The organism is Streptosporangium sp. NPDC000509, assembly GCF_042898365.1.
Classification (GTDB): Bacteria; Actinomycetota; Actinomycetes; order Streptosporangiales; family Streptosporangiaceae; genus Streptosporangium.
Genome location: NZ_JBIAYX010000044.1, coordinates 1 through 3,599, shown reverse-complemented (window position 1 = coordinate 3,599; position 3,599 = coordinate 1). Strand labels below are relative to the sequence as shown.

Here is a 3,599-nt window from a genome sequence, read left to right as displayed (position 1 = left end):
TGCAACACCGCATCCAACAACGCCGGATGCACCCCGAACGACCCCGCACCCGACACCACCTGCTCAGGCAGCACAACCTCCGCGAACACCTCACCCTCAGAACCCCGCCACGCCCTCCTCAACCCCCGAAACACCGGCCCATACTCCAACCCACCCTCAGCCAACCCCTCATACACCCCGTCCAACTCGATCACCGACGCACCCCGCGGCGGCCACACCTCCGTCTCGAAACGCGTGACGACCTCACCACCGGCCCCCGTGATCTGCCCTCGGTCTTCCCCGACGTGACCACCGCTCGCCAGCACACCCGAGGCATGCCGCACCCAGCCATCGTGATCACCGGCATCGGCCGGCCGGGCATGGACGCTCACCTCACGCCGCCCGGACTCGTCGGCCGGCCCCACCCGCACCTGCACCGCGACCGCGTCGTCCTCACTCAGCACCAGCGGCGTGGTCAGGGTGAGCTCCTCGACCAGGTCGCAGCCGACCTGGTCACCCGCGCGGATCGCCAGCTCCAGGAAGCCGGTACCCGGGAAGATCACCATCCCGCCCACCGCGTGATCCGCCAGCCACGGATGCGACCGCAGCGACAACCGTCCCGTCAGCAGCGCGTCACCGGAATCGGCCAGGCCCACGGCCGCGCTCAGCAGCGGATGGCCCGCCGCCTCCTGTCCCAGACCGCGAGCATCCGCGATTCGCCCGACACTCGGCCAGAACCACTGGTGCTGGAAGGCATAGGTCGGCAACTCCACCCGGCGCCCGCCCGCGAGCACCGCCTCCCAACCGATCGCCACACCACGCACGTGCAGCTCGGCGAGAGCCGTCATGATCGCCGACTGCTCGTCCCGGTCCCCGCGCAGCACCGGCACCGCCACCGCGCCCGTTTCACCCGCGAACGCGACAGAAGAGCCCTCAGCCCTCGGATCGGAACCGGCAAACTCTGCGAGGGTGTCGGACGCCATCGCGGCGAGCACCCCGTCGGGGCCCAGCTCCAGATACGCCCGAACCCCCTGAGCGTGCAGCGTACGGACACCGTCGGCGAACCGCACCGCGCCACGCACCTGCTCCACCCAGTACTCCGGCGAACACAACCACTCCGCACCGGCCACCTGCCCGGTCAACGTCGACACGACCGGAATCCGCGGCGCACCGTAGGACAGCGACCCCGCCACCGCCCGGAACTCCTCCAGCATCGGATCCATCAACGGCGAATGGAACGCATGCGACACCCGCAACCGCTTCGCCCTGATCCCCCGCTCCCCCAGAGCCGCGGCCACCTCAAGCACCGCCTCCTCCACCCCGGAGACCACCACCGACGCGGGACCGTTCACCGCCGCGACCGACACCTCCTTCTCCCGCCCCACCAGCAGCTCCACGACCTCCTCCTCGGAAGCCGCCACCGCCACCATCGCCCCACCCGCAGGCAACGCCTGCATCAACCGCGCCCGACCCGCCACCAACGCGCACGCGTCCTGCAACGACAACACCCCGGCCACATGAGCGGCGGTGATCTCCCCGACCGAGTGACCGGCCAGCACATCGGGCCGGATCCCCCACGAGGACACCAGCCGGAACAACGCCGTCTCCACCGCGAACAACGCAGGCTGCGCCCACCCGGTCCGATCCAACGCCTCTGCCTCGACCGACCCCGGCTCGGCGAACACCACCTCACGCAACGAGCGACTCCGGTAATGCTCGGCCGCCTCGCTGTCCGGCTCCCCCTCGAACTTCTCCAGCAGCGGATCCAGCTTCGCGATCACCTCGTCCAGCGCCTGCGCGAACACCGGGAAACGGTCGTACAGCTCCCGCCCCATCCCGGCCCGCTGGCTACCCTGACCGGTGAACAGGAACGCCAGCTTCGGTTCACCCGCTGCCACCCCGCGCACCACACCCGCGCCCGGCAGGTCCTCAGCCAGCGCACCCAGCCCGGCCGGCACACTCTCACGGTCGCCGACCACCACCGCCCGATGCTCGAACGCCGAGCGTGTCGTCGCCAGCGAGAACGCCACATCGGCCAACCCCAGACCGGGCTCACCCTCCAGGAACGACACCAACCGCCCGGCCTGCGCCCGCAACGCCTCCGCCGTACGACCCGACACCACCACCGGCAGCACACCCGCAGGTGCCTCGCTCCGCGAAACCTCTTCGGGTTCCGGCGACTCCGGCCCCTGTTCGAGGATCACGTGCGCGTTGGTGCCGCTGATCCCGAACGAGGACACCCCCGCCCGCCACGGCCGTTCCACCTGCGGCCACCGCGTCGGCTCGGTCAGCAGCCTCACCGCACCGGCCGACCAGTCCACGTGCGAGGACGGCGCGTCCACGTGCAACGTCCGAGGCAGCACCCCGTGCCGCATCGCGAGCACCATCTTCATCACACCCGCCACACCCGCAGCCGCCTGCGTGTGACCGATGTTCGACTTGATCGAACCCAGCAGCAGCGGCCGATCCTCCGGCCGATCCTGACCGTAGGTCGCCAGCAGCGCCTGCGCCTCGATCGGGTCACCGAGGGTGGTGCCGGTACCGTGCGCCTCCACCACGTCCACGTCGGCCGACGACAGTCCGGCGCCGGCGAGCGCCTGGCGGATCACCCGCTGCTGAGACGGACCGTTCGGCGCGGTCAGGCCGTTCGACGCGCCGTCCTGGTTCACCGCCGACCCGCGCACCACCGCGAGTACTTCGTGGCCGTTGCGGCGGGCGTCCGACAGCCGCTCCAGCACCAGCACCCCGATGCCCTCGGACCAGCTCGTGCCGTCCGCCGCGTCGGCGAACGCCTTGCACCGCGCGTCGCCGGCCAGCCCGCCCTGCGCGCTGAAGTCGATGAACGCACCCGGCGACGCCATCACCGTCACCCCACCGGCTACCGCGAGCGAGCACTCACCCGAACGCAACGCCTGCGCCGCCAGATGCATCGCCACCAGCGAGGACGAGCAGGCGGTGTCCACCGTCATCGCGGGACCCTCCAGGCCCAGCGTGTACGAGATCCGCCCCGACAGCACGCTTCCGGCGTTGCCGGTACCGAAGAAGCTCATCACATCCGGCGGGAACTCCACGCTGGACGCGTAGTCGTGATACGACACTCCGGCGAACACGCCGGTGCGGCTGCCCTTCAGCGAGATCGGGTCCATGCCCGCCCGCTCGATCGCCTCCCAGGTGGTCTCCAGCAGCAGGCGCTGCTGCGGGTCCATCGCGAGCGCCTCACGCGGCGAGATCCCGAAGAAACCGGGATCGAACTCCCCGGCCTCGTGCAGGAACCCACCCTCACGTACGTAACTGGTGCCGGGCCTCTCGCGGTCCGGGCTGTAGAAAGCGGCCAGATCCCAGCCGCGCGTCGTCGGGAACGACGAGATCCCGTCCCCGCCCTCGGCCACCAACCGCCACAGATCCTCCGGCGAGGACACCCCGCCCGGATAACGGCATGCCATGCCCACGATCACGATCGGGTCGTCGGCCACCGGCATCACGGACGCGGGGATGATCACGTCGGCTCGCTCGCCGAGCAGCTCACCCAGCAGGAACTCCGCCAACACCACCGGAGTCGGATAATCGAACACCAACGTCGCCGGCAGGCGCAGCCCGGTCGCCGCGTTCAACCGATTACG

Annotated in this window: 1 protein-coding gene; it reads right to left on the bottom strand. The window is 70.5% G+C overall.

The window, feature by feature from the left end; genetic code table 11:
- On the bottom strand, window positions 1-3,530 hold a 3,530-nt coding region (locus ACFY3D_RS39470; protein ID WP_389989642.1), incomplete at its 3' end, for a type I polyketide synthase.
- Window positions 3,531-3,599: the final 69 nt, after the last annotated feature.